General features: G+C 56.1%; 23 protein-coding genes and 4 pseudogenes. 13 read left to right on the top strand and 14 right to left on the bottom strand.

The genetic code is table 11. The features are described 5' to 3' along the window. Positions 1 to 127: 127 nt before the first annotated feature. Together BV210_RS20915 and BV210_RS18500 are read left to right on the top strand one after the other, a co-directional pair. Positions 128 to 190: pseudogene (locus tag BV210_RS20915) on the top strand (zinc ribbon domain-containing protein); the annotation flags it as partial. A gap of 3 nt (positions 191 to 193) precedes the next feature. Further along, the gene (locus BV210_RS18500) at positions 194 to 1,096 is read left to right on the top strand and encodes a hypothetical protein (protein WP_253741709.1); all 903 of its coding nucleotides are present in this window, start codon (positions 194 to 196) and stop codon (positions 1,094 to 1,096) included. Between the two features lie 319 nt (positions 1,097 to 1,415). Here the strand turns inward: BV210_RS18500 and BV210_RS18495 are convergent, their stop codons facing one another. Then, a complete protein-coding gene (locus BV210_RS18495; protein ID WP_077208247.1) occupies positions 1,416 to 2,507 on the bottom strand; it encodes a nitrilase-related carbon-nitrogen hydrolase in 1,092 nt (363 codons plus the stop codon). Positions 2,508 to 2,811: 304 nt separating this feature from the next. Then, a complete protein-coding gene (locus BV210_RS18490) occupies positions 2,812 to 5,022 on the bottom strand; it encodes an AAA domain-containing protein (protein WP_077208246.1) in 2,211 nt (736 codons plus the stop codon). A gap of 188 nt (positions 5,023 to 5,210) precedes the next feature. Between BV210_RS18490 and BV210_RS18485 the strand changes: the two genes are divergently transcribed. From BV210_RS18485 to BV210_RS20395, 5 genes are all read left to right on the top strand, one after another. After that, entirely contained in the window at positions 5,211 to 5,546 is a 336-nt protein-coding gene (locus tag BV210_RS18485; RefSeq protein WP_077208245.1) for a hypothetical protein, read from the top strand. Positions 5,547 to 5,679: 133 nt separating this feature from the next. Continuing rightward, a complete protein-coding gene (locus tag BV210_RS18480; protein ID WP_084802724.1) occupies positions 5,680 to 7,404 on the top strand; it encodes a hypothetical protein in 1,725 nt (574 codons plus the stop codon). A gap of 78 nt (positions 7,405 to 7,482) precedes the next feature. Then, positions 7,483 to 8,856 carry a hypothetical protein gene (locus BV210_RS18475; RefSeq protein ID WP_077208243.1) on the top strand — a complete coding sequence of 458 codons (1,374 nt, stop codon included), beginning with the start codon at positions 7,483 to 7,485 and terminating at the stop codon, positions 8,854 to 8,856. A 752-nt stretch (positions 8,857 to 9,608) separates the two neighbouring features. Next, a complete protein-coding gene (locus BV210_RS18470; protein ID WP_077208242.1) occupies positions 9,609 to 10,304 on the top strand; it encodes a 26S protease regulatory subunit in 696 nt (231 codons plus the stop codon). Between the two features lie 123 nt (positions 10,305 to 10,427). Beyond that, positions 10,428 to 11,720 carry a hypothetical protein gene (locus BV210_RS20395; protein ID WP_172824933.1) on the top strand — a complete coding sequence of 431 codons (1,293 nt, stop codon included), beginning with the start codon at positions 10,428 to 10,430 and terminating at the stop codon, positions 11,718 to 11,720. Positions 11,721 to 11,885: 165 nt separating this feature from the next. On the opposite strand, the gene BV210_RS18455 is transcribed toward BV210_RS20395, so the two are convergent. The 5 genes from BV210_RS18455 to BV210_RS18435 all read right to left on the bottom strand — a co-directional run bounded on the left by BV210_RS18455 (position 11,886) and on the right by BV210_RS18435 (position 15,899). Further along, entirely contained in the window at positions 11,886 to 12,485 is a 600-nt protein-coding gene (locus BV210_RS18455) for a 7-cyano-7-deazaguanine synthase (protein ID WP_077208239.1), read from the bottom strand. Then, positions 12,485 to 13,699, bottom strand: coding sequence for a PfkB family carbohydrate kinase (locus BV210_RS18450; protein ID WP_077208238.1), 1,215 nt, complete (start codon positions 13,697 to 13,699; stop codon positions 12,485 to 12,487). The genes BV210_RS18455 and BV210_RS18450 overlap by 1 nt, the downstream gene beginning before the upstream one ends. Beyond that, positions 13,696 to 14,355 carry a hypothetical protein gene (locus BV210_RS20075; RefSeq protein ID WP_157526165.1) on the bottom strand — a complete coding sequence of 220 codons (660 nt, stop codon included), beginning with the start codon at positions 14,353 to 14,355 and terminating at the stop codon, positions 13,696 to 13,698. Before BV210_RS20075 ends, BV210_RS18450 begins: the two co-directional genes overlap by 4 nt. A gap of 98 nt (positions 14,356 to 14,453) precedes the next feature. Next, positions 14,454 to 15,050 (bottom strand): hypothetical protein, encoded by a 597-nt coding sequence (locus tag BV210_RS18440; protein WP_077208236.1) that lies wholly within the window; start codon positions 15,048 to 15,050, stop codon positions 14,454 to 14,456. Between the two features lie 411 nt (positions 15,051 to 15,461). Continuing rightward, entirely contained in the window at positions 15,462 to 15,899 is a 438-nt protein-coding gene (locus tag BV210_RS18435; RefSeq protein WP_077208235.1) for a hypothetical protein, read from the bottom strand. Between the two features lie 164 nt (positions 15,900 to 16,063). On the opposite strand from BV210_RS18435, the pseudogene BV210_RS18430 reads away from it, so the two are divergent. Next, a pseudogene (locus BV210_RS18430) lies at positions 16,064 to 16,398 on the top strand (DUF6884 domain-containing protein). Then, positions 16,397 to 17,104, top strand: a pseudogene (locus BV210_RS18425) (type IV toxin-antitoxin system AbiEi family antitoxin); the annotation flags it as partial. The pseudogenes BV210_RS18430 and BV210_RS18425, both read left to right, overlap by 2 nt. Here BV210_RS18425 and BV210_RS18420 read toward each other — a convergent pair. Both BV210_RS18420 and BV210_RS18415 read right to left on the bottom strand, forming a co-directional pair. Next, the gene (locus tag BV210_RS18420; protein ID WP_077208234.1) at positions 17,082 to 18,464 is read right to left on the bottom strand and encodes an ATP-binding protein; all 1,383 of its coding nucleotides are present in this window, start codon (positions 18,462 to 18,464) and stop codon (positions 17,082 to 17,084) included. The pseudogene BV210_RS18425 and the gene BV210_RS18420 sit on opposite strands and share 23 nt — an antisense overlap. 146 nt (positions 18,465 to 18,610) lie before the next feature. Beyond that, complete coding sequence (locus BV210_RS18415) at positions 18,611 to 18,955, bottom strand: CHY zinc finger protein (protein ID WP_077208233.1); 345 nt, start codon at positions 18,953 to 18,955, stop codon at positions 18,611 to 18,613. 244 nt (positions 18,956 to 19,199) lie between these two features. Between BV210_RS18415 and BV210_RS18410 the strand changes: the two genes are divergently transcribed. Continuing rightward, on the top strand, positions 19,200 to 21,386 hold the full coding sequence (locus tag BV210_RS18410) for a hypothetical protein (RefSeq protein WP_077208232.1): 2,187 nt from the start codon (positions 19,200 to 19,202) through the stop codon (positions 21,384 to 21,386). Here the strand turns inward: BV210_RS18410 and BV210_RS18405 are convergent. From BV210_RS18405 to BV210_RS18390, 4 genes are all read right to left on the bottom strand, one after another. Next, positions 21,371 to 22,432 (bottom strand): hypothetical protein, encoded by a 1,062-nt coding sequence (locus BV210_RS18405; protein ID WP_157526163.1) that lies wholly within the window; start codon positions 22,430 to 22,432, stop codon positions 21,371 to 21,373. The genes BV210_RS18410 and BV210_RS18405 overlap by 16 nt on opposite strands. Continuing rightward, positions 22,413 to 22,865, bottom strand: coding sequence for a hypothetical protein (locus BV210_RS18400; protein WP_077208230.1), 453 nt, complete (start codon positions 22,863 to 22,865; stop codon positions 22,413 to 22,415). The genes BV210_RS18405 and BV210_RS18400 overlap by 20 nt, the downstream gene beginning before the upstream one ends. A gap of 222 nt (positions 22,866 to 23,087) precedes the next feature. Beyond that, positions 23,088 to 23,951 carry a DUF2250 domain-containing protein gene (locus BV210_RS18395; protein ID WP_077208229.1) on the bottom strand — a complete coding sequence of 288 codons (864 nt, stop codon included), beginning with the start codon at positions 23,949 to 23,951 and terminating at the stop codon, positions 23,088 to 23,090. Positions 23,952 to 24,072: 121 nt separating this feature from the next. After that, positions 24,073 to 24,327, bottom strand: coding sequence for a hypothetical protein (locus BV210_RS18390; RefSeq protein ID WP_077208228.1), 255 nt, complete (start codon positions 24,325 to 24,327; stop codon positions 24,073 to 24,075). Between the two features lie 360 nt (positions 24,328 to 24,687). Between BV210_RS18390 and BV210_RS18385 the strand changes: the two genes are divergently transcribed. The 3 genes and pseudogenes from BV210_RS18385 to BV210_RS18380 all read left to right on the top strand — a co-directional run. Beyond that, positions 24,688 to 25,629: a transcription initiation factor IIB family protein gene (locus BV210_RS18385; RefSeq protein WP_077208227.1), complete on the top strand. Its 942-nt coding sequence runs from the start codon at positions 24,688 to 24,690 to the stop codon at positions 25,627 to 25,629. Then, on the top strand, positions 25,626 to 25,775 hold the full coding sequence (locus BV210_RS20390; RefSeq protein WP_172824932.1) for a hypothetical protein: 150 nt from the start codon (positions 25,626 to 25,628) through the stop codon (positions 25,773 to 25,775). The genes BV210_RS18385 and BV210_RS20390 overlap by 4 nt, the downstream gene beginning before the upstream one ends. Positions 25,776 to 25,860: 85 nt before the next feature. Continuing rightward, positions 25,861 to 26,136: pseudogene (locus BV210_RS18380) on the top strand (amidase family protein); the annotation flags it as partial. A 102-nt stretch (positions 26,137 to 26,238) separates the two neighbouring features. Here BV210_RS18380 and BV210_RS18375 read toward each other — a convergent pair. Further along, positions 26,239 to 26,823, bottom strand: a complete 585-nt coding sequence (locus tag BV210_RS18375; protein ID WP_077208226.1) for a hypothetical protein — start codon at positions 26,821 to 26,823, stop codon at positions 26,239 to 26,241. Positions 26,824 to 26,925 lie beyond the last annotated feature (102 nt).

Raw genomic sequence — 26,925 nt, 5'->3', positions numbered from 1 at the left:
ATGAGAGGCTGAAAATCACAGATAGATAGAGGAGTTGCTTCAGGAGGGCGCAACCAGGTCCTTTGGGTGGATTTCAGACTTCTAGTATAGCCGTGAATATATAATCCTGCCAAGGAGATACTACGATATGACCTACTGCCCAGAGTGTGGGGCAGAAACCGAGCCAGATTGGAACCACTGCCAGGAGTGTGGAATGACACTCCCCGAGCGGTCGGGCGGGGTAGACACAACAACTATCACCGATCAGGATTCCACAGCGCCAGAGACGGATACAGGTGAAGAATCGGGCGTCGGCTACCCTAGTGGGCGCAAGTGGTTGCTCGCCGGTGCGGCCATGATTAGCGCCGGGGCGTTCCTGCCCTGGTTTTCGGTGCGTGTACTGGGGACGACAGTCTCGAAGCGCGGCATCGAGGCCGACGGCGTGATTACGCTCGTGGTGGCGTTGCTCATCGGTGGTGCTGCGTTGGCCCAATGGTCTACTGGGACGCAAGTGTTCGGTACGCTCGGTGGCTTGAGCGTGACCGGAGTTGGAGCGCTGTACTTATTCGATCCTCTGGCAGGCGTGCCGAACAATTCCACTACCCAAATCACTGAACAGGCCGTCATCCCGGAGATTGGGCTGTATCTGACCCTCTTCGGTGGGGCGATCGCCACTTTCGCCAGTGCCTACGCCATCTCCAATGAGGGCCCACCAGCTGACACGAGCACAGCGAATGCGCCAGCTGAAGAAGTGTCCGAGTCCGGCACGGATACAACAGACGCGATGGAGACGGCAGCCGATGAGACAACGGACAAAGTGAGCTCTCCATCTGAACTCCAGGCAGCACTCGACGAACTCCCAGCCGAAAAACAGGCCGCGATCGACGCCGTCCTCGACGAACTGGAAGATGGACCTGCGGTCACAGCGCGTGATCTACGGATTCAAGTATATCCTGATCACCAAGCTGGCTTCGAGTCAGCAGACGCGTGGTGGGATGAGTTTGTGCGCGAGTTCCTCGAGGCACGTGAGGAGATCGAACAACTGGACAACAGTGGCATCCGCTGGGCGCTGGCCGACGAAATTGACGACACCAGAGAAAGGCCTGACTCTGACTGACGGCTCCTGAGACACAGGCAGTTGACTCGGTTTTTGACGTTGTTGCACACTGGAGCAACGCCTATACACGATGAACCTCTCTGTATCACGATCGGCCGCAGTATGAGTGCAACAAGGACTCTCCAAAATCAAAAACAACTGCTAAGCTTGTTACCGGCACCGTCGCGGAGTGGACTGGTGTTTGTGGACCCATCTGTGCAGTGATACCGCAGAGAACAAAATACGAGGAAGGGGATCGCACGAAGTGCCCGTGCCTCGTACAAGAATACGTGATCTTCTCACCGGTCTTCAGGCCTTGGAGGCGGTCACTTGGGGACGATCAATCGTCGTCGGTGCGCTCCCAGTACGGTGGAACGAAGATGTCCTCGTCGATCATCTTCTGAATCTGGGGCTCTGTCACTTGCTCAGCGTACTCATCGTGTTGCATAGGTTTCTCGTCAAGCCAGAGGTTTTTCGGGTAGAGTTCACGGTCGTAGATCGGCTTGATGAGTTCGGTCCGAAGATCTTTGGTCCAGTTCATGAGCGGCGACTCGGTGCGGAATTCGCGCAAGCCTTCGATATCGATCACACCCGCACAATAGGAACTTCCGGCACCGTAGGAATGCTCGGAGATCATCTTCCCTTTGTGATCGACGATCATCGACCCGCCGCCGAACGTGTCCACTGGTGTTTCCGCATCCGGAGTCAGATAGTACGTCCCAAGGTTTGGCGCAACAACGTAACAGCTGTTATCCAGGGCGCGGGCTCGGTTTTGAATCTTCCAGCCCTCGTTGGCCACGAGCGGTTCAGGGCAGGCGATACGACAGATCACCTCAGCACCGTTCATGGCAAGGCCGCGGACGTATTCCGGGTAGGCACCCTCGATGGCTAACGAGATCCCGATACGGCCAATGTCGGTATCAGCAACGGGATAGAGATCGTCGAGATCATCACCGTGGTTTTCGACCCAGTCGTCCCAGACATCGTGGGGAGAGACAGACCGCTCAACAGGGAGTAAGGGTGTCAGTTTCCGGTGTTTGAGAATCAAGTCCCCGTCGGGATTGATGATAAAGGCCGTATTGTAGAACTTCTCGTCGTATTCGGGGGCTTTCTCCTTTGCCGAGGCCACGATATAGATATCGAACTCTTTGGCGTATTCACCGAGCGTCTCGGTCTCTTTACCCGGAATATCGATGGCGATCTCCTCCCGGTACTCGGTGTGGTCCATGTCCTTGACTTCGTCGGTGAAGCCCTGGAGACCACCCTCCGGAATGACCGCCAGTTTCACTGGCATGTCGACGCTGCTCAACCACGTCGCTGCAGAGAGATTCTCGTGGATGTGATCGAGATTCTTCTCGATATCACTGCGTTCTTCTGCGCCCCAGACTGTCGGCGAGAGTCCGACTGCCATGTACTTCTCGATGCGGGACATATGATGTACCGGAGTGACTTCTCAGAGGTCTAGTTAATATCTTGCTCCATGTCCCTCGATTGGCGACAGACTCAGGGAGTCACATCTCCGCGTAAATTGCGGGTAGTCAGTCGTCGGCTGTCGGCTCCGGCCGGTACACCCGACTACCGACTGTCGTCTCTTCGGCATGCACGCTGTCAACGATGCCACCTCGTGCCAGCAGTGCACCGAGACTGAGCAGGCCCCACCAACTCGTATTCGGGACGTGTCAGTTGCGAGAATTCACTCTGGAGGCTTGGAGCTCGTCGTGGCAGCGTCCTCGAACTCAGACAGGAATGAAATCCGGGTCAACGTCGTTGAGTCGCCCGGTCGTCGCGAAGAAATCGCGGAAGTCCTGGTATAGCTCGGTCGACTTGCCATCGCTATCGTATCGGAGCGTATGGAAGTCGCCGACGACGGCACAGTAGCGCTTCGCCCGCGTCAACGCGACGTTCAGCCGTCTGGGACCGTCCTGTGGCCGTCCGAGGAAGCCGAGATCACCCTCGGCGTTACTCCGGACCAGTGAGAGGACGATCGCAGTTTTCTCGCTGCCCTGGAACGAGTCAATCGTATCGACCGTGATCGCGTCGCTGGCGTCGACGTGGTCGTCGAGGCGCTCCCGCACGAGTCGGACATGGGCGGCGTACGGCGATATTACGCCGATCTCGGCGGGTGGAACCTCGTCGAGTAACTCCGAGACGAGGTGGACGACCAGTCGGGCTTCGGCCGTGTTCGCTCGGGAGTGGTCGACGAGATCGACTGACCCACCGACGTTGTACCCCTGAATGGCCGGTCTGTCCGGGAGTGGTGTGACGATCTCGCCATTCCGCAGTGTGCGGTCGTAGAACTCTCGGTTCGAGAAGTAGGCGATGTCCGGGTGCATCCGATACTGGGTCTTGAGCTGGAGTCCGACCCCTTCGTAGACGCCGCCGTCGGCGTAGAGATGCTCGAACAGTGAGAGCCCGTAACTCGACGCGGGTGGATCCTCAGTTGCACTGAACGGTGGGAGCTGTCGGTGATCACCCGCCAGCACTGCGCGGTCGGCCCGGGCCAGCGGGATGCAGGAGGCGGTGCAGGTGGACTGGGTCGCCTCGTCGAGGACTACCAGATCGAAGTCGCGGGCGAGCGCGGCCGCGCTACTATTCGTCGCTGCAACGACGTCGGCGCGATCGGGGACGTCGCCGTACTGGCGCCGGACGAGTTCGTGCGCCGACCGTCCGGCGTTCGCGCGGTCGAGCGTGAACTCGCCGTCGCCGTGTTGCCCGTGGGCGTGCAGCGACTGGGCATCGGGTTCGTCGGGCGTGGACGACCCGACGACGAGGTTGTCGAGCGCCTGGTTGGAGTCGGCACAGACGAGCACGTCCTCGCCGGCGTCGACCGCCCGCCGGATGATCTCAAGCAAGGTACGGGTCTTCCCGGTGCCGGGCGGCCCGTGGATGCAGAACAGGTCGTCGGCCAGCAAGGCGTACTCGACCGCCAGTTGCTGTTCCTGGTTCAGTTCCGCGTCGAACGACTCACTCAACGCAGCCGCTTCGTTGGAGAAGGTTAGCGGCCGGTCGCCGACGAGAACCTCCCGGAACGCGTCGTCCCAAAGGTCGTCGATCGCATCCAGTTCTCGCTGAAAGGGCACGGGATTGAGCAGCTCGGAGAGCCCGAACCTACGGTCCTGTTCGAGGGACGATCCGACGGCGGCAGAGTCCTCGACGGCGCTCCAGTCGACTGTCAGCCAGAGGGTCAGCCCGCGGATGCGCTGGACGGTGGCTGCGATCGGGAACTGATCAGCGTCGTCGTCGGCGTGTAGCAATACTTCGTTGTCTTGGTAGATGCCGAACTCGTTTTCGACGAAGTACGCCCAGTCACCGTTTCTGCGATCCTCCTGGCTGGAATCCAGTTCGACCCGGAATCGGTAGGTGTCGTCGTCCTCGCCGAGACAGGTGAGTGACGGAATCGCAGATTCGCCCTGTTCATACCGCGTCCGCGCCGACTGTCTGCGCGCGCTCTCCCAGTTGCCGTCGCGAGTGGCGTCCCGCTCCTCGGCCACGTACGACCGAAACTCATCGAGCAGGTCACCGTCGACGGGATTGCGCGGCCGTTCGTGGTCGTCGATCGGTGCGTCGTACCCCGGCGGGTACGACTCGGGCAAGTAATCGGAGTGCCAGAAACGAATACGGTCCGCCACTTGCGTTCGTCCGAACTCCTCGGCCGCGATCGGTTCGTAGTCGCCATCGCGCTCGACGAGAAAAATTTCGCCGCGCACATCGTGATCGGTGTACGCGACGAACTCGTCGGTGGGCTCGGCATCGTCGCGGCCGTGGAGCGGAATGCAGGTCCAGTCCCGCTCGGGGTGGGCGAGTGACGCGTGGTGCCTGGCGAACTCGCCGATAGGGCGAACCGGCACGTCCGTGTCGGTCGTGTTTAGATCGCTCTCGTCGGCTGCACACAGTGAGGCACGGGCTGGAGAAAACTGCTCGACAGCGTGCTCGAACAGCAGTGACATCTATTCGAAACTGCTACCCCCGACACACATAATCGTTCGTGGGTATATTGATTCGAGAGAATTCCGTCATAGGCCAATGGACATTATATCACTATTACTAGCTAAGTGAATCGCTTGATGTAAGTAATACATACAATCAAACCACGGTAATCTGAGGGTTTTAGTACAATCGACTGAACAGTTCACTCATGCGCCATCAAGAGGATGTCGCACGAGCCTTGGGGGGTGTCGGTTCGCTGGTAGTGTACACCGGTGTCGCTGCCGCGCAACAAAGCGAGATAACCGACTCGCTCACGCAGATCGAGGAGTTCGTCGCCACAACGCTCGGCCAGATCGGGGTGATCGTCTTCTTACTGGGTGCCGCGGCCTGGTTCGTCTCCCGCCGCAGTGCCGATCGGGCCCAGTGGGGCTGGCGGGGGATGTGGGGCGGTGCCGGAATGATCGTCCTCTCGGTCAGTTACAACGTGTTCGTCGGCCTGTTCGAGAACCTCGCGCCGGGAACGATCGCCCCGATACTCCTCTAACGGTCACACGCCATTCCAGCCAATGCCAGTCGCTCGTCTCAGCACCGGGCTCGTACTCGTTGGCTTGCTCGCAGTGCCCTTCGCGAGTGCTATCGGTGCCCCTGCTGAGACCGCACCAAACGATCCACCGCGCGTGTTTCTCGCCGACGATCCCGATCCAGCACAGGGGACGGTCCCGCAATTCGTGGTTCCCGACCTGTCGACACTGACAGAGGCGAACGAGACAGTCGAACAGGATGCCAGTCGTGTCCGGGATTTCTACTATCCCACCACGACGCCATCGTATCGCGCTGGCCCCCAACAACAGACGCTACGTGAGTACCGGACGGCGTCGGTCACTGAGATCCGCCGGAACCGGACCAGCAGTTTGTGGTTGCCGACCTCCGAGCGCTCGAATGGCACGGTCATCGCCGATGCACACATTACGATCCTCGGGACGGCTGCCGGCACTAAGTCTCGACTCAGTGTCCCAGAAGTGCCAAACACCCCGTCCAACGACACAGTTCGGTATATCCCACGCAACGGAACGGTCTTTGCGCATCTCGATTTCGCCACGACGCTGCCACCGCGTCACTGTTCCACCACGAACGGAACCAGAATCTGTCACACGTATTCGCTGGCAGACCAACACACCGAGCGGCAGCTCTCGATCGGGAACCAGTCGTGGGCCACTGCCGACGGATCACCGCGGCAGTTGGAGTACTCGGGTGCAACAGCCTCAGCCCCGACGACGCTCAGTGTGACGGCGACGATCACCTCGACAGTGACGACCCAGACCACGACCTCCGAACGCGAGAACGGGGAGTGGGTCGTCGATTCACGCGCGACCTCCCAGACGGATCTGACCCACACGGTAACCGACCAGACGCCCGTCATCGTCACGACGAACCAACCTCTGTCGGTGACACAAACGGTCGTCCGGTCGGACGGTGAGGTAGATCGGCTCGTCCTCGAATTCGACGGCCCAGCCGCGCTAAACAACCGGCGCCTGTGGAGTCAGGCGACCTTCGAGGAATCGAACCTGCGGCTTCGAAACGTCTGGGGGATCTACTCACAGCGGCAGTTCGAGACGGCCACGCGAGGCACGCAGTATCGCCCCACCGCTAGCGCTTCCCAATCGACGGACGGTGAGGGACCACAACCGGGCTCCGAGCCACTGCAGTCACCCACACAGGCCACAGCCGGCCAGAAGGCCACGGGCTCGTCCCCGAATGTCCTGGAACTCCAGCTCGCCGCGGCTCGGCAGACACCCACACTGCAGCGCCCAGAGAACCGAAGCATGGTCGACCCGCCGACGATCACCGGCGTCGAACAGCAGTCACTCTCGAGCCAGGCTGCGCCAATAGCTCCACAGGTCAATCTGAGTTCGGTCGCCCCCTCTCTGGCCTCGACGGTCGTCATCGAGAACGTCGACCAGCCCATCGACACGCTGCGGGATATCCACGGTGACCGGATTCCGCTGACGACCACCGACGCACAGGAACGCCCGACGAACATCAACACGACGCGTCTCAACGACACTCACGCCCGCGTCCGACTCCAGGATGGTGTATCCGGCCAGCCACTGAGGAATCGCACGCTCACCCTCCAGGGCGCAGCCAAAAGTACAGTAACGACGTCGACCGACGGGACGGCCATCGTCGAGCGGCGGGATCTGTTCGTCACGGCGTCGTTTGCCGGCGCGACGGACGTCTCCCGGGGGGTGTACTACGATACTGCGGAGACACAGATCGAATTCACATCGAAGGCGTTCAATATCTACGCCCTCCTGTCCAGCATCGCCGGCGCACTGGTCTCGATCGCAGCGTTTCTCGTCTTCTTCATCCCGGTCGCGTACCTGCGACGGGGGAGGTCCTGACAGCATGCACGCGAGTACCCACCATAACAGAGCCGTTGATCGCACTGCCACCCAACCACCACACCGCTCACACCACCCATGACGGCGTCCATCCACCTGATCGCGATTGGCGGCCTCTTGGAGGGGTGGGTCGCGGATTTCTTCACCTACCTGGTGACGGGCGTCCTCGGCTTCATCGGAGACATCATCTCTACCGGGATCCGGACCTTCATCCTCTTCGACAGCCCCTACGCCGACCCCCGGATGCAGGAGGCCTTCCAGCACAATCTGGATATCTTCCCGCAGTTGCTAGTGATCATGGTCATGGCCGGCGTCGCGAGCAAGCCGTTCGCCGACCAGCGGGAGGTGACTAATTTCATGCTGGCCTGGAAGGCACTGAAGGTCATCATCTTCGTCGCGGTCGCCCGGCAGGTGATGCATTACAGCCTGCTGTTGACGAACGCCGCGATCCGGCACATCTTCACAGCCGACTACGGGTCGTCCTTTGGCCCAGAGGTGCTCAAGGCCGGCCTCGAGAGTGCTGCCGGGTCGAGTGCCGGGATCGTCATTGGCGCCTTGGTCCTGAGTATGGTTTCTGTGGCCGGGATCCTCCTCTCACTCGGTGTGTTCGTGCTCCGGGAGTTCCTCTTCAACGCGACGTTCATCCTGCTGCCGGTCATCGGCGCAATGTTGTATCTGGACTTTGGCCCGTTGAGTTACGCCGCCGAACTCGCGAAGATGGTCCTGCAGGTCACCGGCTATCTGCTGGTCGCCGGGGTGGTCATGGCGGGCCTCCTCCAGACTGGAGCGGCCGCGGCCGGGGCGTACGCGGATGCAACCGGCCAGGCCGCAACTGCAGCGAGTAATTCCGGGTTTGGCGACGTCCTCGAGGCGTACTTTTTCTGGCTAATTGGACTCGTGGCCCCGGCGCTGGTCGGGATCAAGGCCGTCACGATGGCCGGGCTGTCACCGCGGCGGGTGTCCGGCCGGCAGGGTGCAAAGAGTTCGTCTGGATCTCAGCAATCGGTAGCGAGTCAGTCTGACGGAGGCTCTACTCGGACGGCGCTCATGGAACAGGCACGACATGGTGCCTCGAGGGGGCTTCGAAGAGTCGATAAGAGTACGAACGGTGTTGGAAGTTCTGCAGCTAGTACTGCCGGCAACGCAATGAATCGGGTCAAGAGTACCGCTAGCGGTGCAGTTGCAAACCATGTCTCTGAGGGGAAGCGAGAATGGAGCAAAAGCAAAGGAAAGACGATCGAAAAAGGGAGTAAACGTACTGCCAAAGACCTTCATGCGGGAGCAGATTACGCAACCCGGAATCTCCATCAGTCACCTGTTGATTGGGCTGAAGCAGGTCTCGAGAGATATAGAGAAAAGCCAGTTGTAGATACATCCAGTGAATCGGGAACCACGCAGCAGAAGCTGGATAATTGGACATCTGAAACATCCAGTTCATCTCAGTCAGAATGAAGGACTACCGGGTAGGGGGATTTGGCATGAAAATTTTCCAAGGTGAATAGATTATGGAAGATCGCAAATCCAATACACGCCTAAAATCTGAGGGAGGGGTTGGTGAGCGATACAGAGAGATTGCAAAGTCAATTTCTCTATCGCTAACCTCGTCGATTGTATTGGCTGGATGTTATCTTCTCATTCCTCTAGGAATTGTATGGGCGACGACCAAAGTACCAATTTCAACGAAATGGCTCGTAGCAGTAGTCTGTGTTCCGGCGATCTGGTTCCTACCAGGATTTGCTGCTATTGCAATTACATCGATTATGGAGTTGCCAGTGGATGAGGAGAATGCAGATATTGAACGTGGATGGGTGACCGGGATTATAGCAGGATCAATAGGTCTTACTGCTGTCTGGTTTCTACCCCTCTGGGGTAACGCTTATCCGTCGATATCGGGACCACTTCAATTTCTTCGAGTCGCACCTCTGTTCGATGATCCCTGGAAAATCGGTCTAAGTTGGGTGGTCACCATTCCAGTGATGACATACGCAGATATCGCTGCCCATTCAGACATGGAAAATGGTGCCTCAAGAGGAACACCCTCTTCAAGAACTAAGTCCACTAATTCTTCTACTCAACAGGCCAATTCTCCAGACCAAGGTGGACAAAACAACCCTCAATATAGTCATCGCCGACACGCGGACCAATCCGAATTGTCCTATGACTGGACACCTGCCCCTGAAACCACCTTCACCGACGTCGGCGGGATGGAGGACCTGAAATCCGAACTCGCCAGCACAGTCCTCCGCCCGCTAACCCAGCCTGATGCCGCCTACGAGCGGTTCAATATCTCCCCACCGAACGGCATTCTCTTCTATGGGCCACCGGGGACAGGGAAGACCCTGTTTGCCCGGGCGATCGCCGGCGAACTCGGCGCCCCCTATCTCGAACTCTCCGCCGGTGACATCAAGAGCAAGTGGATCAACCAGTCCACCGAGCGGGTCAACCAACTCTTCGCCGACGCAGCGCAGTTCGAGCACTGTGTCATCTTTATCGACGAGATCGACGCCTTGCTCGCTGGCCGGGGTGACGACCTCCATCAGGAACACGCCCAAGTCGTCAACGAGTTCCTCGCGCATCTGGATGCCGAGGATCCGAATTATCTCGTAATCGCAGCGACGAATCGGAAGGAGTTACTGGACGACGCGGCGACGCGCCGCGGCCGGTTCGACCAGCAATACGAGATCAGTCAACCCGACGAGGAGGCTCGGGAAGCGATTTTCCGGGTGCAGTTGCGTGATCGCCCGACGGATGTCGACGACGACGCGTACGAGGAACTCGCCGCGAAAACGGCGGATTGTACCGCCGCGGATATCGTCGGCATCGTTGAGGATGCCGCGATGAACGCCGCAGAACGGGACGCACCAGCCATTAGGAAAGACGACCTTCTTGATGCTCTTTGAGACAATTGTTGGTTTACTCCCCTCGTATTTGTTCAATAAGCCCAGAGTGGGTTAGACAGGCCCGGCATTAGGCCCTCGACATAGTACCACTGTTTTTGGTGATAGCATATCACATGCAAGCGCATGAAGTCAGTTGCTATCAACGTCGCGGCCAATAGTAGTCATACTGGTGGGCGTGGACCAATATACGAAGACGGCACATTTCGTTATATCCCTATACCAGAAGGAAACGAGGCGGTCATGGAACCGACGTACCAAGATCTAAATCTCGACCCAATTCGACCAGAAAGTACAAAGGATACGGTAGCTCACCTTGACCCAGAGTTTCCTGAACTGGGTTACAGCAATCACTACACCTATGGCGACCGCCATCAACCAAAGACGGCTCGCATAGCAGAGCTTGAAGAGGGAGATATCCTCTTCTTTTATGCAACGTTGGACTACGTGGGTGAAGAAAGCCCCAGCCAGGAATGGATAAACGATGATTGGGGAGCTTATATTATTGGCCACTTCGTTTTAGAACACGACCCAATTTCCAAGGAGGAATATCATTCTCTTCCCAAGAACGTAAAGGAACAGTTCGAGACCAATGCTCACGTTCGCCGGGATGAGTTCGACGCAAAGTATCTTGTGTTAGGTAATCCTGATGACTCACGATTATACAAAACACCTCTTCCGTTGAGTGGTGAGTCAGGGATCGAAGCAAATCAATTTGTTACGGAACATTCGAGAGCCTCTGGAGAAGAGGGGTGGTATCGACGGCCCCTAAAATTCGACACGGAGGGAACGAGGATTCTCTTACAGGCTCAACGAGACTACCATGACGAGCGGCTAACTGAGCCAGATGTTGTCTCTGAGACAGAGTTCGACCGCACCCAACTCGGTGAAAAAGGCCAGCTGCAATGGTTTTTCCATGCCTCTCATTCCAAATACCCAGTCCGTGATATTGTTAACAGAGGGAAAACAGAACCGTTCCTTGAGAAGGAGGCTGAAAATTTCTGTAGCGAATGCTACCAGCCCTCGGTAAAAACGTTTGCAGAAACTGATTCTCGAAGATATCTCTTCCTCTTCACCCGGTGCCAAAACGATAGTTTATACACACATGGCGAACGCCGGATTGTCGGATATATCGATAAAAAGCGTAGCCTCAAGATGGGGGACCGAACAGCTGTACAAGGCGACGCTACGTTGGTCAGTTTCGAAGATAGTGTAGATCTTATCGGAATAGTAGATTCTCCGAACTATGTCCGTAACGAGGTACTGGAGGAAGAAATAGCTCAGCGACTTGTAGAGTACTTTGATGAACAGGAGAATGTACTCAACGAGTGCCTTGATGAGGTAGAGCGGCTGAAACGAAAGCGACGTGAGCAGGAGCATAGCGATGACCAACTCCCAGGTTCATCGGGTGGTTGTTAATCCATCTATGCGTTAACGTTGAAGTTGCGATACTCCTCCTAAACGTCGTCATCAATAACTGAAGGCACTTTATCTTCATCTCGCGCTCTCCCGTCCTGAATAGCATTCATTTCGTTTCTCCCTGGCTTTCCCAGAACTATCCCCCTTCCAATATCATATGGGAGCTCAAGCTCTTCCGTCAAACGCCTCACTCAGAACTCTGTGACGTTTTCTACAGCCGCGGCAGTCTCCGCATGGATTGTTAGAGGTGTGGCAGGAATGAGTCCAGCCTAGCAAAGAGAAAGGCGCACCAGTTTCCTTGATCAGTTCTGTAGTCCTTTGTTCTATTGCTGGAACTGAGATACTGAGGTCGCCCTCCTGAAAAGAGAGAAGATCATCCATCTTCTCGTAGAATTTTGCTCTCCCATCAGCATGGTCCTGGTCATCTTTCACTGATCCGGCGATGAGTTCTGAGGCACCGATCTTCACGGCCTCAGTGGCGGTCATGGTTATAATTAGTTGATTCCGGAACGGCCACCACTCAGGCGTAGAAGCAATATTGAGCTGGCTCTGCTCCGACATGGTCCCGGATCCGAGTTCGCTACAGTCTGCTTCGATCACAGAATGTTGAATGTCTAATTGATCACAGATCTGCGCTGCTGCCTTGACTTCTGCTTCGGCACAGGCTTGGCCATAGTCAACCGTAACACCCAGATCAGGTTGCTCCGAATAAGCTAGGCACGCTGAATCCACGCCGCCGGAAATCAGCAGGACTGTTTCAACCATTATGCTGTCCACAACACTTTGAAGACCGCCGTAGCCAAGTCATCATACAATTTACATCCAGTTCCTTCAAGCATCGTATATTCACTGTTCTCAATCTCATTCCCATAGGCTACCACCGGTTTCTCGACTTCTCTGGCATACCCGGTCTCGAAGAACGTTCCCGAGTCACAGTTATCGATCAATGCGAGGACTGTATCCGCTTCATCGATTGCAGCAAGATCCCTATCGGCAATCTCTTCATCCCGTTCGTAGTCATCTATTCCTCCAATATCGTGGTATGGGGAGATCACTTGGGCACCTTCATCCAGTAGGATTCGTCGCACTTCGTCAACAAGCCAGAACTCACCAATGGAGAAGAACGGTGCCGCGATATAGACAGTAGGACCTTCTTCACCGATTGTTGGTGGCTTCTCTTCGGGATCAAACTCCTCTATCTCTACAGGTTCTTCTGGAATCGGGAGTTGCCTTCTACTGCAGTAGTAGGCCGTTGCGAGTGAGGCCTTTTCCGCTGCCTGTTTCGCTGGCCAGTCTTTTTCTGCCCAATACGCCGCGAAGATTGACGTAAAGACATCACCAGAACCGATGTTCCAAACTCTCTCAGTCTCGTAGACTGGGATCTCATGGTTCTCACCGTCTTCACGGAGGATAGCACCGGATGCACCGCATTTGATCACGGCCACCTCGGCGCTGTCTTGTCCTTCCGTTAGGTCTGCCAGCATTTCCTCGACAGAGTCTTCAGCGGTGTACTCTTTCGCTTCGTGCTTGTTGAGGACTATAGTCAATTCCTCTGCTTCGGACCCATTCTTGTGGAAGGGGTCTGGCTCCGCGGACTGCGGATCGTATACCACCCTAGTTCCATTGACTACAGCCGTTCCTTCCACAAGCCCAAACCTCAGTACTGCATCACCCCTGACAGAATCGATTTCACCCTCGTACTCGTTTGCTTCCGGGGGGAGAAACCTGGCGTTCGAGTGGTTGTGCAGATACTGGAACTGAATGGTTTCGGGGATTTCCGTTACTTCTGAAGCAAAGCCGTACGAACTGGCTTTCAGATTGAGCTGAGTTTCGTGATTAGTGCCGATACAGGTGTAGAGCGTGTTTTCTCCGGAAGTAATATTTTGCACAGCACTGACGCCGCGAAGCCCCGGCCCCCATAACTCCTCGTCGTACGGGAACTTACACTGCTCGAAGTAGGTGCCGCCGACGATAATCATTCCTCAGAAGACTTGTTGTAAACTTCGACTTCGCAGGCACCACCATCGATATCTGTGACTCCAGCCTCGTACTCCACCCCTGACTCAACACACTCGATAAGAATCTTCGTCCAAGGCTTGGCAATAGAGCCTACTACCTTGTCCTGATCATCGACAACACAGAGGCTATCATCTCGGACTTTGACAGCGAGTACGTCTCCCTCTGATACTTTACTGAGGGCGTCCGGGTTAGGCGAAGCGATCGTAGCAGTACTGGTGATGTAACACTTGTTGATTATTCGCACCTCGCACTTCCTGCCGTCAATCTCAATGATTTCTGCCCGGTAGCTGTAATCGTTCTCAATACAGTCAAGCAATCTTTCACCCAGATCTCCAGTGATAGTACCCACAACTCGGTCCTCATCATCAATCACGCTGGGTACTCCATCCCGGACCTCGATAGGAAGAATATCTCCTTCCGATACGTCGTCCAAAGCATCGGGATCCGTCGAATCTAACTCTATAGTCTCATTGATAAGGCAGGGATTCTCAGTTTCCTCCCTCGCCTGCGAATTCGTCTCTTTCTCTGGAGGGACACCTTCAGTATTTCTCCCGTCTCCAGAACCATTAGATCCAGAAGAACCGTTATTCCAATTACGACTTCCTCCTCCACACATAATAGCGAATCAAAGAGCCCACCCTGGATTAAGTGTTTGTATGAAATCAGTTATATGAAACAGGTGTTTGATCTTTATTTTTGGGAGCAGTTACTAGATCAGTCTCTGTAGACGTACACAGCTCCAAAGCCGGTACAAGCGATGAGTAGACAAACCCAAGACATCCAGTCAAAGTATTCCCCGAGCCATAGAAATTCGAGTATCTCGGGTAGGATGACCGCTATGAGTCCAGCAGTGTACATTCCGTAGGTGTCATTCCGTCCGTCAAAAACAATCGCAGGAGACCGATTTCTGGGATTTGGCCGGTCAATTTCAGAGTATGCCTCTGTGATATTCACGCTAATACGGCTGACAACAGCAATTATACCCAAAACCTGGATAATGACCAGATCTCCTATGGCTGCGATGAGCACGCTTTTGAGGACTTCACTGGCGACCAAACCACCTACAGCAGCGAAGATCAACATCACCTGAATCAGTGTCTTGTTAGACTCATTCGAGAATACGTCGAAGCTGTAAAACGCATTCACCAATATCACAGCGACTAGAACGCCACCAAACCTCTGAACAAAAGACGCGTGATCAATGAACCAGCCGAAAAAGACGAAAAGCAATGCCATCCCAAACAGAGCCCAGTTCGGTGTCTCAACCACAAAATCCTCAATAAAGTCAGCCAAGTCCTTTTTTGAAACCATTCCTATAGAGCGTGTCTCCAGGATATATTAAATGAGAGCGATTTGCAATACGGTACGGGAATTCTTGTACACTGTACAAGAGGAACGAAGACCTTCATGTAACAAAGGAAATTTGATGTAGATGATTTGACGGAGGAAACCCCTGACTGCCCTCTCCATGAAGAACTTATAGCCACCAAGCAGTTCGTCAGATCTCCCAGTCCCAAACTCGTTTCGTAGCCATTCCGCAAACTCATCTAGATTACTGACCAGGTCAATAACATCTACCGTTTCTAATATACGGTCAATAGCTGATTGCTGCTGTTCTCCCATACGCTCTTAGGTTCACTAAGGGCCGGCGAATCTTAGAGGGTCTATGAAGAATTTCACACGAGCGCAGCTTCAGTATTACGGCCGCTACTACTAATCATCTCACTCCTCGGCAGCGGCTAGCTCTCGCGCCTTCTCCAGACGATCAATCAGTCCCTCGTCTGGCGTGCCGCTGTGTTGGTCGAACCAATCAATGTAGTCTTCTAACAGTGCAACTTCATCGCTGTAGCGGCCCTCTTTCCGGAGGACGATGCCGAGGTGACGATAGTAAGTCGGGGCTGGTGCGTTGGAAATGGGACCGTCGGCTTCGGCCTCCGCTTCAGTGTAGTCGATACACCAGTTGAGGAGTGCGATGACTTCGTCGTGGCGCCGGTCTCGCTTGAGTTGCTTGATGTCGTCGACTGCGTCGGTGTAGTGGTCATATTGGTATTCATTCGTACGATCCCATTTCCACTCACGGCCAGTAGTCACGCGATGACTGGCCGTGGATTGGGGTGAGGCGGTGCCGCCACCGAGAAGTTGGCGTACCCAGCGGAACATGATTCATTACTGTTTGGAAATGTGTTTAAATCCCGTGACTGGTCAGGTGTCCTGTATGGGCTCTGAACCGACCCGTGAAATCGGGCTCGTGAGCTGCGTCAAATCGAAACGAGACGAGCCAGCCGTCCCGAAAAACCCTCTACACCTCTCCGTACTTCGAGAAGATGCGGACGTACGCCGACCGCGAGCATGATGCCTGGTGGATACTCTCGGCAAAGCACGGGCTGGTAGATCCCGATGGCGACCCAATCGAACCCTACGACGAGACCTCACCGGTGCGTCAGTCGAACGCAAACGAACGTGGGCCGAACGTGTGTTCGACGAACTCGATGACGCCGGTCTTGTGACTGATTCGACGTCGCTCGTCATTCACGCGGGGAAATCGTACTACGAGGAATTGCTACCACTGTTCGAGGACGCACCGGTCGCAGCGATCTCGATTCCAACCGAGGGGCTTCAGTTTGGAGAGACACTCGCGTGGTACAACAGTCGGCTTTGACATTCCGCGGAAGTCGGCCAAGGACATGGCGTATGCGCCCAAGGAGAAAGGGTGCCTTGAGCGGATCGCGTGCGGGAAATATCTGATTCTGCCGCTCGCTGCCGGTGAGAACGCCGTGTATACTGAACACGAGTTCATAATCGCGTCAGCACTCGTAGAGCCGATGTACATCGGGTACTGGAGTGCGTTGAATCACCACGGGCTGACCGAGCAGATGTCCCGCACGGTGTATGTCGTGACGACGGAGCGCGCCCAGGAGCACGACATCCACGGGGTCACGTATCGACCGGTGACGGTCACTGAGCAGAAGTTCTTCGGGTATCAACCGACTGCGGTCGGGTCGAACCAGGTGAATATGTCGAGTATCGAAAAGACGCTAGTCGATTGTGCCGACCATCCGGAGTTCTGCGGGGGTATCAGCGAGCTTGCGACGGCAATGCAGAACGCTGTCGACACGCGCTGTTCGTGGGAACGCGTCGTCTAGTACCTGCGGCGGGTTGGGAACGGTGCCGCAACGAAACGACTCGTGTATCTCGCCGACCAGTTGGACACCGATCTTCCGGAGTACCAGGACCTCGTCGAGAACTTCACGACTGGGTACCCGCTGCTCGACCCGACGAGAGAAGCGACGGGGACCCGGGACAGCAAGTACCAACTCCGCCTCAATGTTGACCCCGAATCGTTCATCCCTGGTGACTTCTCATGATCAAATCGGGCAACTCAAAGATTCGAACGTCGTCACGTATGTCAGCGGCGTTTTTGAGGTCGTCAGTGTACCCGGAGCGGCTGAACAAGACGTACAGGGTCTCGCCGTCTGCCGGTCCTTCTGACCATCGGACTTCTGACGCTGTTCGTTCAAGGTCGGCAAGGACGCCCTCACTCACGGGTTGGGATGTGAACTTACACTCGCCGGCGACGAGGCCGTCGCCAGTGAGGCCGAGGACATCGAGTTTGTGTTCCTTGAACCACCACTGCCCAACATCGCGGAACTGTCGGTCGAGGAGGTCTGGGAGCGCTTGCTGGCAGAGGCGTTCGAACAGCGGACTCACGTAATCCGCCAGTTCTGGTACGACAAGTTCGTCGTACGCGTCATCGTCGAGCATCCGAAGCTGGTCCTGGTTCCCGTAGACGAAGCGAAACCAGAACCGGAACAACGGCGCAGCGATGCGATACCGACCGCGTTTCGAGGCCGTCGGGGATTCCGTCACGGGGATATGGCGCTCGACGAGACGGAGTCGACGGAGTTTCTGGAGGTACGTGCTGAGTGATCCCGACTCTACGCCGGCCATGCCGGCGATTTCGTTCGGAGTGCGACGCCCGTGGGCGAGCGCACGGAGAATGCTGAAGTACGTGTTCGGCTGTCGAAGTTCAGTGCGGAGCAGGAACTCGGGTTCAGAGTACAGTAGCCCCTGCTCCGAGAGAATCCCCCGCTGGACGTTCGTTCCGAGCGACTGGTCGGGATCAATGGTCTGGAGGTAGTACGGAGTGCCGCCGTAGATCGACCATGCTGTGATAGCTGTCTCCGGGTCGTACTCTGGGAAGAACTGGCGTGCATCAGCGACAGAGAGCGGTTTGAGATCAATCGTCGCTGTCCGACGGCCGTACAGGGGTGCGCTTCCGGAGAGCACTTTGTCCTCCATGACGCTGATCGAGGAGCCGACGAGCACGAGCGTCATCCCCGTCTCCTGGAGTTCCATATCCCACACTCGCTGGATCCGTGAGGGAAGCGATTCGTCCTCCTCGATGAGGAACGGGAACTCGTCAATGACCACGATAGCGTCTTCCTCGCCGAGTGTTTCGATGAGGGCTTCCCAGTCGCGGCGGACGTTCTGCAACGAGGGGAATTGTGCGGTGGCGGTGTCGACGAACTGTTCGAGTTGGTTCTGTGCCGTGGATTCGACTGCTTGGTAATAGACGGCGTCATCCCGATCAGCGATGGACTGGCGGACGAGCTCGCTCTTACCGAGGCGACGTCTGCCGTAGATGACAACGAAGTCTGCGGCCCCGGACTCGTAGCAGTCCGTGAGCTGATCGAGTTCGACGTCCCGATCAACGAATTGCTCCATACACCCGATTGCATCTCCACCTCAATAGAACTCCCTATTTTGGAAATCGTGATTTCAGAAACCTAGATTTCTTCTTTAGCGCAAAATGAGTACTTAAGGTCCAAACTCCCCGAATCCTGAAGTCTGGATTTATCATCTACAGATTACTATTCGATGTAACCCTCGAAATAGCGGTCATAGTGCGTGCGACAGCCCGGATTGAACTCGGCACCACAGGCCGGACACGTATGCTCCGCGTCGAGGTACGCAGAGACGGACAGGGCAGTTGTACAGACGCCACAGAGGACAGCCGGCTCCCTGAAGCGCTCACGGGGCCACGGCTGTGACTCGTGATCGGTGACCGATTCGTGACAGCGGTGGCAGGAAAAAAAGTCCTCACAGCAGCCCAGTCGAAGCGCGATGACGTCCCGCTCGCTCTTGTAGTGGGCACACCGCGTTTCCGGGCCCACGTTGACCCCGTAGACCTCATAATCGCCGATCAAACGCGCCATACTCCGTGTACGACTGTTGCGACTATTCAATTGCCCGTAAGAGTTGGTGCGTAGCTGGTCTGTCACATCCGTTTCTCGGTTCGACACTCTCGATTCCTACCGAGGGGCTTCAGTTTGGGGAGACACTCGCGTGGTACAACGCCCAACTTTGAGATAACGGACCAAAACCACACTGCTACGGTCACATCAGTTCTGATGTGAGGAATAAGTATTTATCAGTTTCACTGTAGTGTCTAGCCATCAGATGGCGTACTCTCTCAACGCGTATGAGTTAGAGATTCCGGATATCGATGCGGATCTTTACAAAGTAGACCCACAGCCATCGAACGATCCTTACCGAGTTCTCGGAGGGCTAGAGAGGAGCTTCGAACAGCAACTCGACGGGAAAGCACAAAAGTGGAGACAGGCCGAGGATGGAGATTGGTGCATTGCCGTCATAGGCGCAAGCGAACGGAAAACCATCGAATCTCCGAGTAGTGGTACGAGCGCCAAGTTTACTACGACCCACACCTTGGAATCATCGTCTTTCTGGGACCGAATGGTCCTTCAACGAGCCATCTCGGATTCTGTTCGGTGGTACATGACGAACTATCAGGACTTCTGGTATCACGAGGACGCAGACGCACTATTCTATCCTTCCCCTCGCGGTCAAATCGATGAGTACGACGTATACACGGGATTTTCGTATAGAGTTGAATTCCATGACAGTCCACAGTTAGTGGTGAGATCGGTTACGAAGTTCATCAGTAGTGAGTCGCTCGCAGACCGAATCAACCACCAGGGGATCGAGGAAGCCATTGAGAAGTACGGTGGAGAGAACTTCAGGTTGGACCGTCCAGAACCTACCAAATGTACGCTTCACGGAATTTCGACGGAGAGGAAAGTCTCGGACAAAACTATCGATTTTGGAGATGAGATGCTCTCCGTCCGTGAATTCGCACAGCGGGAATACGGGAGCGAATGGGCAGACAAGATAGATCCCGACGAACCATTAGTCCAAATCCGATTTGGAAACAGCGATCCGTACGATACCGCACCTTCGTTGTTGAACGCATCTCCAGAAGAACTGAACCGCCACTTAACCAGTGAGGCCGCCCTGTCCGCAAAAGAACGGCAAAAAGCCATTCAGAATTTCACTGGTCGAATTCACTACGTTCAGGTCGAGGACGAGAAAGTGTTCGTCAGCGACGACGGAGTGAGACCAACCGAGCAGGGTGACTTTAATTATCCGGACTTAGCGTTTGGGAACGATGAGGTCCTTTCGACTGGCACACCTAACACTGTGGATCCGAGTCAAGAGGTCCATCCGGGAAATTGGCGCTGGATCACCCGTGACTACCTTGAAGAGTACGGGTTCTGGGAGTCTCAGAGCAAGATTTCCGAAATCGTACTCGCATATCCTGGGGGAGAAAGGACGCGGGCCGAAAACCTTTATCAAGATGTTCGGGAGAAGCTCTTAGAGATCGGTGGGGTCCAAATCCGATCCGACCCTCACCGTGTTTGCTACACTGATCAAGTAGAGTTTGACGAATGGGTGGCTGAGTTCGGAGACTCCATCGACGGTGTTCTCGGACTCATTGAGGGCGAAGGTGACGAATATTACGAAATCATCGATGCATTCGGAGGCGCTCCAACCCAGTACGTGACTACATCGACGTACTCGGAAGGTCAGGGTGCATCGGACGACGTCATCTTCAACACTGCTTGTGGACTCGCTGTGAAATTGGGTACGTACCCATTCGGTCTCGCAAACGAACTCAATTCAGATGTCTATTTAGGACTCAGCGTCGCTGGAGATCGATCCACGACGGCAACTGCTGTTACTATCGACGGAAGGGACGGCAGGTTTCTCTATCAGACAGAAGAACCACTTGGCCAGGGTACCAGTACTGTGTCCGAGGGATACCCAGCCAAGCGAATTATCCAACAAAGTCTAAAGGCGGCCAGCTCAGCATTTGACCGCCCAATCGAGTCATTCGACATCCATCGGAACGGTGATTTCGGAGATGCGGAACTTGAAACGCTATCATCAGAACTTCCTGCGCTTCAGAATCAAGAATACGTTCACACGGATGTTTCGTGGTCAGCGGTTGAAATCATCGAAAATCACGCTTATCGGTTGTTCTCGGAACGAGGAAGTCGTGCACCGGACACAGGTGCATACGCAAAATTGGATGATGAACACGTATTAGTGACCACGTTCGGTGAGCCTCAGATCCACCAAGGGACGCCCAAACCAATCCTTTGTAAGAGACGAGCCACGTCCCATGATCAGGACATCACAGCTATCGGTGAAGACGTATTCAAGCTGTCTTTCTTGAACTGGGGTTCACCGATGATGAAAATGAAACCGCCAGTAACGACCAAGATTCCGAAGGACCTCAACGAAATCTTTGAAAAGTGTAGTCGCGTTCGCTATCCACCGTTCTGAGCCCACTTCCGGTTCACTTTCACTCGATATCTAATCCCTGTGTCGACCTCTTCAAGAGACGTATCAGAGTTAACTTGCTCCGTTATCCTCTGGAGTTCGTTGTCTACCTCCCGCTGAGCAGCATCGCTGACCAAAGCCAACAACTCCTCTGCGACATAACTATCGTAGTTCTCTGGTTTGTTTTGTGATTGGTTGTTCAGGTGGCCATCTATTGAGCTCAAAACCGGTTGAACCATCTCCAGGGCGGCGTCTGGGAAGACGTCCCTCGTCAATTGGCTTATGAACCTGAGGCGAAGGGCATTCGGGGGGTGTTCGATGAATAGGTTGTACGGACGCTGGTTATGTAGGTAATCTGAGATCGCATACACATAAGCTGGGCCGAAAGTGAGCACACCACAGGCATCACAGAGAAATTCTGTGTACCACTCATCCCAGTATTCGGCGAAAGCCCCTCTCTCCCCTCCCCAATCGTCGTCGATCTCCCACATCCGGTCGTGATATGCACGATCCTTCCCGACTTGGTCGAAGAGTGCGTGACCTAACTCGTGTGCTAACAGAGGTTGGTACTGTCTCGGGTTCGCATGGCGAGGAGCTAAGAGACTGTAAATTTCGCCACCCTTCTCTTGGAGGGGGAATATCGCGTATGACTCCCAGATCGTCGGAAGAACGGTAATAGAGATGTTCAGAGGGCTGCTGACTTCTGAACACACTTCGCTAATGTCGTCGATCATCTCTGTATCCTCTGCGCGTTGACGGGCATGGAGTTCGATGTACCCCGTTATTTCGTGGAGGTTATCCAGGCGAACATCAAGGTCGTCGAGTGCGGAGACGTATCGATCATAGAAGTCTGACACTGAGTCTTCTGATGCCTGTGCAAGTGCCTCTTGGCGTGTCTTCGCTCTTTCGAGCGTCTTCTCGACTGGTTCAAGGAACGTCTTGCTTTCTTTGTCGGAAAGGCCTGCATCCAACTCTAAGAGGTCACTACGGAGTTGTGATAACTGACTCTCAAGCCTCGTCAGGCGTCGGTTAGCGAGTTCCTCCCGCAAGATTCCCTCTCAGATTGTCTACATTCCGTTTAGAAGTTTCCGACGTGAACTCCTCGACCCGCTGAAGGAGTTGCTTGGCCTTGTTCAACTCAGAATTCCATTGGAGACTCTCGGAAGACTCTACCAAGGCGGTAGTGGCGGTTTCCAGATCCCGGCTGAACTGTTTGGCCGTCTGCTTACGACCCGTGGTTCGGAGGTGATCCGCTAGCGCAAGGTAATAACTCGAAGCCTCATTTGGGCTCTCAAGAGCACCACGGACTCCCTGTAGAATCTCGCAGCCATCCTCAAGATTCTCCCTCACTTCCTGTGGTGTGTATACTCCGAAGTCGCCGCTCTCGTTTTGGAGTATAGCGATGGCTAGCAAAGCGTCGTCGGCGGTTTCGTTGAGGCCCTGATTGGCCTCGTATTTCCGCTTTGCTCGCCAGAGCGACATAGTCTGGGCTAGAACGTTGAGGGTCTGGCACAATAACTTTTCGCCATCTAATATCCCTATGAGATGCGATACGCCCGCAAAAGCGCTCTATTTTCACTTTGGCGTCTGGATTCGGTTCTGACGTCTGCCCGCTCTAACCACTCAACCTCATCATGGCCCTCATCCAAGTTCAGAGGACCACATCGGATTGGAAAGTAAGAACCCGTCGTAGCACGACTTCCCCTACTCGTCTAACTCACGCAGCAATTCGTCAGCCACAGCTGTCGTCACGTAGTAGGTGTGCTTGCGGTGGGTCTCGTCTTTGGGTTTCAGCTTGCGCTCGCTGGCTTTGATCGTACTCCCCTGGTAGGTGGTCACCAGCCCCACGCGCCGAAGCGCACGGTAGAGATGCCGGATGTACTCGAAGTCCATCTCCAGTTCGTCGGCGGTCATCCGTGGATAATCCGGACCACCGCGAGCCAACCGCTTCGCGATCGTCTGTCCATCCGGCAGGTGCCGGAGGACGTTCTTCTTCCCGTCCCGCTCTGCCAGAAAGCGCAGGAGGTGATCGCCCTCCCGCGAGAGGCGGTAGTAGGTGTGGTGCTGACGGACCTCGTCGGCTTGCTTGGCCTTCACGCGGCGTTGCTTGACCGTTCCCGACTCGACGCGCTCCAGAAGGCCGGCCGTCTCCATCTCCTCGCACAGCGCTTCGACCTGTTTCCGTTCGGCATCGAGATGGCCGGCCATCGATCGCGGATAGTTCCCCTCGACCGTGTCGAGGTGGTACAGAATCCGATAGGCCACCGGGTCGGCCGGCAGTGGTGCGAGCTGGCCAACGACGGCCTGTTGCTGTTCGAGTTCGGCTTCGAGATCCTTCGCCCGTTCGTAGCGCTGCTGTGCGTTAGCTGCCGGATCTTGATCGAGGTCCAGTACCACCTCGATGTCCTCTCCCTGTGGGGTCTCCAGTGTGACCGTGAGTTCTCCCTCTTCCCAGTGATCGCCGGATTCGTTGCGCGCCTGGTTGAGTGCCTCCTCGACCGTCTGATAGCGGGTCATGATCGTGTCGGCTTCCAGCCGGAGACGCTCGATCTCGGCCTCGGAGACCATCCTAAGTACCAGTTGACCCGGAGTCTGCTTGAACCCACCGCGTCGGTTTGTTAGTGGCCCCGAGGGGTCCGGAGAGATCAGCCGCTGTGAGGCCAGCTGGGGCCTCATTTCGCCCCTAGACTTAGGCCAGCCCTCGGGGGTATGGAGGCGAAACTACCTCACAGACTTCACTGTCGACGACATCGTAGGCTGGCTCGTGAAGGGTTTCACCATCGGTGAACGTCGTCGTCTCCCAGCGGGCGTCGCGAACGTGTAGGTAGACTATCTCACCGGTCGTCCGTTCGTACCGAATCAATTTGTGCTCATCCTCGTCGATAGTGTGTCGAATCCGTGCGCGGAAGGTGCCGTCGTCGAAGAGCGTCACCTCGCCAGTCACTGATCCATCAATTCGTCTCTGAGCGTGGAGACGCATTCGGTCGACGATCGGAGCCAGCGGTTCCATCGGTGGTAGATCGTTGGTTGACATGGGTGTCTGAAGTCACGCACTCCTGCAGCGTCGCGGGAGTACGTCGAACAGACACACCACGGTGACTGCCGAGGGTTGGAGACACCCGCGGCTGCGAGAAACCGTGACAGGAAGCTCATCACCCACCGTATGGATAAAACTGGCGCCAGATACACCCCTTCAGTTCGGTCGACTTGGTCTGTCATGGGAGACCACTGCCCCGGCGCCAATGTGTTGTTTTGTGGCCCCCGAGGGGTGCGGGGCCACACACAGTGGTCGCGCTGATTCGAGATGGCTTCGAGCGACATCTACGCAGATGGCTTCGACGAGGAATCGACCGGGAAACTCCCGACGAACGACTGCCCGGACTGTCCAGGCACACTCGTTACCGAGCAAGGCGAAACGCGCTGTGACACCTGCGGGCTGGTCGTCGAGGCAGCTCGCCTGGACCGGCGTGGAAAGCGGATCCATCCGAGAGATGAAACCAAACGCGAGCGCACGGGCGCACCGCTGACGAACGCACGCCACGACCGTGGCCTGTCGACGACGATCGGCCGCGGACAGGACGCAAAGGGGAACGAACTCCCGAACCAGAAGCGACGACAACTTTCCCGACTCCGTCGCGAACACAGCCGGGCGACGTGGCAGTCCAAGGCCGAACGCAACCTCGGACACGGCTGTACGGAGATCGCGCGGCTCGTTTCGGCACTGGGCCTCGATCGGGCAATTCGAGAACAGGCGGCGACACTGTTCCGGACGGCACAGGACGCGTCACTCCTCCCTGGTCGGTCGATCGAATCGATGGCGGCTGCCTGTGTCTACGCGGCGTGTCGGTGTGCGGAGCAGACGCGGACACTCGCGGAGATCACCCGCGTCGCTCGCGTTGCCGAGTCCCGTGTCAGGAACGCCTACCAGACCCTGAATCGGGAACTAAACTTGCCGATCCCACCCCAAGAGCCGGCGGCATTCGTCCCGAAGCTGGCATCGGCAGTCGACGCGGCACCCGAGACGAGACGTGCAGCGATAGCGCTCGCCGACCAGGCAACAGAGACAGGCCTGTCCAGTGGTCGCGATCCGGCTGGGTTTGCGGCAGCCTGTCTCGAAGTCGCGGCCACCGAGCACAATGGTGACGTCACACAGGAAGCACTCGCAACAGCAGCGGACGTCTGTCCAGTGACGGTTCGGGCCAATCGCAACACGCTGCAAGCACAGCTCGGGACGGGGTCGGCATGAACCGGTTCTGGCACCGGCTCCTCCTCGGGACGGCCAGTCGGCAGGTCCACTACGAGTGCCGCCACTGCGGGGACGTCGTCGACGGTGACACGGACGTGTGTCCGGCCTGCGGTCGGAGGAGCATCGCTCGATACGAGATTTCCTGAACACCCTCCCATTTTCCGAGTTGGGGGGGCAGATTCGAAGATAGTTGCTTTTCGTCGACGTTGTGTTGTGGCGCCATGCTCCGCTCTTATCGTCCCACCGTACAGCAAACATCTCGCTGACGGCTACCCGACAGCAATCGATGGCCAGTCGGTGATGGGTGTCCCAACCGATGCAATGCTGACGTGGGTGTTCAACCTGACGGGCCACCCCGCGGCGTCAGTGCCCGCCGGTCTCACTGATGATGGGCTTCCTGTTGGCCTGCAGATAGTCGGCAACCGGTTCGAAGAAACAGAGATCCTGAGCGTGGCCGCAGCACTCGAACGAGTCCGACCCTGGACAGATCACTACCCCTCAAATTAGTCGCAGTTCTCGTTACCGTGCAGGGTATATGGGCCGGCCCGGAATGGAGCGGCCTGCGGTAGCACCCCAATCTCTACAGCGGAGCTTGAATCTCGGTAGGTCTCACTCGATCGTGAATTCTACAGTGACATCGGCATCCTGTGAGTCTGCAAGCTTCGGCCCTGCGACCCCCGCAGATGAGTGGTCTAACAGGAAGACGTAGTTCTGGACATCGAGGAGTCCACTCGCGTCTGCATATTTCGTGTTCTCAGCGCTGTAGGGCTCTTTGTAGAGGAAATTGTCGCCGTTTCGGTAATGCTCGAATTCGCGCTGTTCCATCAGATAAACGTCGATCGCAGGGCCATTGCGGACGGTCACCTGGTACTCGAGAGAGACTGTGTCTCGATCCGGGTCCACTTCGGATTGGATATCCACGGACCACGAGAGATACCCGTACGCATCGACCGTTTCTCTGGAATCGATACTGTAAATCGGAAATGCGTCCTCGAGCTGGTCCGAGAGATCTTCCGTGCTGATGTCTTCCACTCCGTTGCTAAACTCTGGTTCTGGAGTTGGTGTGTCCGGTTCAGCCGAGTCGTCCACCGCATCGTCTGCGGCACGGCTCGCTGGCCCCACCAGTTTGGCAATCTTCGCACAGCCAGCGAGGCTCGTCATGCCGACAAGGCCGAGGTACGCGCGTCTGTCCATTGGGCCAACTTCCGCAGAGTTCGGCGAAAAAAGCCGGGGTTGTTCTACCCACTGTAATCACCACACGGGTCTGTTGCGGCATGTTTTCACCGGCCCCCATTT

Origin of the sequence: Halorientalis sp. IM1011 (genome assembly GCF_001989615.1) — an archaeon.
In the GTDB taxonomy this organism is placed as follows: Archaea; Halobacteriota; Halobacteria; order Halobacteriales; family Haloarculaceae; genus Halorientalis.
Note: the sequence above shows the minus strand (reverse complement) of the source record. Positions and strands in the feature narration are given on the sequence as shown.

Coding starts and splice junctions, on each gene's coding strand:
- BV210_RS18500 (WP_253741709.1), top strand. CDS start 194: ATGACACTCCCCGAGCGGTCGGGCGGGGTAGACACAACAACTATCACC.
- BV210_RS18495 (WP_077208247.1), bottom strand. CDS start 2,507: ATGTCCCGCATCGAGAAGTACATGGCAGTCGGACTCTCGCCGACAGTC.
- BV210_RS18490 (WP_077208246.1), bottom strand. CDS start 5,022: ATGTCACTGCTGTTCGAGCACGCTGTCGAGCAGTTTTCTCCAGCCCGT.
- BV210_RS18485 (WP_077208245.1), top strand. CDS start 5,211: ATGCGCCATCAAGAGGATGTCGCACGAGCCTTGGGGGGTGTCGGTTCG.
- BV210_RS18475 (WP_077208243.1), top strand. CDS start 7,483: ATGACGGCGTCCATCCACCTGATCGCGATTGGCGGCCTCTTGGAGGGG.
- BV210_RS18470 (WP_077208242.1), top strand. CDS start 9,609: ATGGAGGACCTGAAATCCGAACTCGCCAGCACAGTCCTCCGCCCGCTA.
- BV210_RS20395 (WP_172824933.1), top strand. CDS start 10,428: ATGAAGTCAGTTGCTATCAACGTCGCGGCCAATAGTAGTCATACTGGT.
- BV210_RS18455 (WP_077208239.1), bottom strand. CDS start 12,485: ATGGTTGAAACAGTCCTGCTGATTTCCGGCGGCGTGGATTCAGCGTGC.
- BV210_RS18450 (WP_077208238.1), bottom strand. CDS start 13,699: ATGATTATCGTCGGCGGCACCTACTTCGAGCAGTGTAAGTTCCCGTAC.
- BV210_RS20075 (WP_157526165.1), bottom strand. CDS start 14,355: ATGTGTGGAGGAGGAAGTCGTAATTGGAATAACGGTTCTTCTGGATCT.
- BV210_RS18440 (WP_077208236.1), bottom strand. CDS start 15,050: ATGGTTTCAAAAAAGGACTTGGCTGACTTTATTGAGGATTTTGTGGTT.
- BV210_RS18435 (WP_077208235.1), bottom strand. CDS start 15,899: ATGTTCCGCTGGGTACGCCAACTTCTCGGTGGCGGCACCGCCTCACCC.
- BV210_RS18420 (WP_077208234.1), bottom strand. CDS start 18,464: ATGGAGCAATTCGTTGATCGGGACGTCGAACTCGATCAGCTCACGGAC.
- BV210_RS18415 (WP_077208233.1), bottom strand. CDS start 18,955: ATGGCGCGTTTGATCGGCGATTATGAGGTCTACGGGGTCAACGTGGGC.
- BV210_RS18410 (WP_077208232.1), top strand. CDS start 19,200: ATGGCGTACTCTCTCAACGCGTATGAGTTAGAGATTCCGGATATCGAT.
- BV210_RS18400 (WP_077208230.1), bottom strand. CDS start 22,865: ATGTCGCTCTGGCGAGCAAAGCGGAAATACGAGGCCAATCAGGGCCTC.
- BV210_RS18395 (WP_077208229.1), bottom strand. CDS start 23,951: ATGGTCTCCGAGGCCGAGATCGAGCGTCTCCGGCTGGAAGCCGACACG.
- BV210_RS18385 (WP_077208227.1), top strand. CDS start 24,688: ATGGCTTCGAGCGACATCTACGCAGATGGCTTCGACGAGGAATCGACC.
- BV210_RS20390 (WP_172824932.1), top strand. CDS start 25,626: ATGAACCGGTTCTGGCACCGGCTCCTCCTCGGGACGGCCAGTCGGCAG.
- BV210_RS18375 (WP_077208226.1), bottom strand. CDS start 26,823: ATGGACAGACGCGCGTACCTCGGCCTTGTCGGCATGACGAGCCTCGCT.